Genomic DNA, 2,614 nt, shown 5'->3' on the forward strand with positions numbered 1-2,614 from the left:
GTACTAACCCGCTGACGCGGGAGGGGGAGGAGAGCGAGCGCCCATGGCTGGCGTTCACCGGCAGTGGTGCGCTGACGCAGGATCCGGGCGACGGGACACAGACATCTCCGGGAGCAGTATGTGGATGCCCAACCGGGGCTTCACCGCTGTTTCCAGGAGGTTTCCCATGACACCACTGCGTCAACGCATGTTGCACGACATGCAGATTCGGAATCTCGCCGAGAACACCCAGAAATCGTATCTGCAGCAGGTATCCAGCTTCGCCCGGCACTTCCGTCGCTCGCCAGAACTGCTGGGCCCCGACGAGGTCCGGGCGTGGCTCATCCATCTCCGCGAAGAGCGCAAGCTCGCACCCGCCAGTCTCGGCGCAACGATTGGCGCCCTGCGGTTTCTCTACCGCGTGACGCTCAAGCGCGACTGGAGCGACGAGGACTTTCCCCTGCCGAAGAAGCCGTTGAGGCTACCGGTCGTCCTGAGCTTCGACGAGGTTAAAGCCTTCTTCGATGCCATTCCCGGCCTGAAGCACCGGGCCATGCTGATGACCGCGTATGCCGCCGGCCTGCGGATTTCAGAAGTTGCGCACCTGAAGGTCATCGACATCGACAGCCAGCGCATGGTCATCCGCGTGAACCAGGGCAAGGGTCGCAAGGACCGCTATGTAATGCTCTCGCCGCGCCTGCTCGAGATCCTGCGAGCGTACTGGCACGACGCCCATCCCCGCGACTGGCTTTTCCCCGGCGACATTCCCGGACACCCGATCACCCCTTCGGCGATCAGGCTGGCATGCAACAGGGCACGGGAGCGCAGCGGCATCCAGAAGCCAGTCACGCCGCATTCCCTGAGGCACGCGTTCGCCACGCACCTGCTGGAAACGGGGGCTGACGTACGAAGGATCCAACTGCTCATGGGCCACAGGTCCCTGTCGACCACCTCGCGCTACTTGCGCATCGCGACCAGCACCGTGTGCGCCACCACCAGTCCCTTCGATCTGCTGCCGCATCCCGAACCCATCCCATCTCCGCGTCCTGCGCCCGAGTACTTCTGAAGCCCGCGATGCGCCCGGCGCTCGAGGTGGCGGACATCCTTCGCCACTGCGGCCGGCAGTACCGGCAGACTCATGCCGACGGGCTCAGTCGTGTCCAGCGGCGCGTGATGAGCGCCATCGAACTGTGTCGTACCGCCGCGCTCGGCGGACATGTCGAGCAGTGCGACGCGTGCGGCCATCAGCGCATCGCCTACGACTCCTGTCGCAACAGGCATTGCCCAAAGTGCCAGTCGCTCGCCCGCGCGCAGTGGCTCGAACGTCGGCACGCCGAACTGCTTCCACAGGTGGAGTATTTCCATGTCGTCTTCACACTGCCCGAATCCATCGCCGCGCTCGCGTACCAGAACAAACGCGTGCTTTACGACATGCTGTTCCGCACCAGCGCCGGGACGCTGCGCACGATCGCCGCCGATCCGAAGCACCTGGGCGCCGAGATCGGCTTCATCACGATCCTGAACACGTGGGGGCAGAACCTGCTGCACCACCCGCACGTGCATTGTGTCGTGCCCGGTGGAGGCATCTCCCCGGACGGCGAACGCTGGATCGCCTGCCGCCCCGGCTTCTTCCTGCCCGTGCGGGTGCTCTCACGGCTCTTTCGCCGACTGTTCCTCGAACAGTTGCGCCGCGCATTCGACGCCGGCGTGCTGCGTTTCCATGGCCAGCTCGAGCCGCTGCATGATGCCCGCGCGTTCGCTGCCTGGCTTGCCCCCACCGCCAGGTCCGAGTGGGTCGTCTATGCCAAGCCACCCTTTGGCGGTGCCGAACACGTGCTCGACTACCTGGGCCGCTATACCCACCGAGTCGCCATCTCCAACAACCGGCTGCTCACCTTCGACGGGCACACCGTGCAGTTCCGCTGGAAGGACTACCGGCACGAGTCCAGACAAAGGACCATGACGCTCACGGCCGACGAGTTCATCCGTCGCTTCCTGCTGCATGTGCTGCCCGACGGCTTCAAGCGCATTCGCAGCTACGGGTGGCTCGCCAACTGCCACCGTGCCGACAAGCTCGCCACCTGCAGGCAACTGCTCGGTGTCGAGGCTCCCGCAGCCAAAGCCGAGGCCGGAGAAGACTACCGTGACCGCTACCAGCGACTCACCGGCAGGTCACTGCGCGACTGCCCCGTATGTGGCAAGGGACACATGCTCCGCATCGAAGACATGCCCGGCGGCCTTCCACGAGCCCCACCAGGCCCTGATCATGCGCCTTAGTTGCGACTGCACCCGTTTGCGGATTCGTTCGCCTTTCCCGACGAGGCAAACGCGGCCGGACTCGTCTCTGCGATACGCGAGCGCGCCAGAATATCTCAAAACAGCGGGTTACGAGCCCGTTGACACGCCCATTTCTGCATCTCTCGCCAGCGAAGCTTCCCCCGAACGCTGGAAATCCGGTTGGGGTCGCCCGCTTTGGACATCAGAAATTACCCCGGCGGTCATTCAACGCCCATAGCGGCCACCGCCTGCGGAGCGGCTTAGCACAAATGGTTTTTTAGTTACCGCTCGCGGGCGGATCCTGATCGGCTCCGTTATGCCTCTGCGGCCGCGATCGCTAACCAAAAAATCCTCTGCT

Annotated in this window: 2 protein-coding genes; both read left to right on the forward strand. The window is 64.3% G+C overall.

All coding sequences use genetic code 11. The features are described from left to right. Nucleotides 1–166: 166 nt before the first annotated feature. On the forward strand, nucleotides 167–1,045 hold the full coding sequence (locus tag J8I82_RS37460; RefSeq protein WP_209765637.1) for a tyrosine-type recombinase/integrase: 879 nt from the start codon (nucleotides 167–169) through the stop codon (nucleotides 1,043–1,045). Nucleotides 1,046–1,053: 8 nt separating this feature from the next. Further along, nucleotides 1,054–2,256 (forward strand): IS91 family transposase, encoded by a 1,203-nt coding sequence (locus tag J8I82_RS37465; protein ID WP_209765639.1) that lies wholly within the window; start codon nucleotides 1,054–1,056, stop codon nucleotides 2,254–2,256. The last annotated feature ends 358 nt before the right edge of the window (nucleotides 2,257–2,614 follow it).

Source organism: Cupriavidus consociatus (genome assembly GCF_017814975.1).
In the GTDB taxonomy this organism is placed as follows: domain Bacteria; phylum Pseudomonadota; class Gammaproteobacteria; order Burkholderiales; family Burkholderiaceae; genus Cupriavidus; species Cupriavidus consociatus.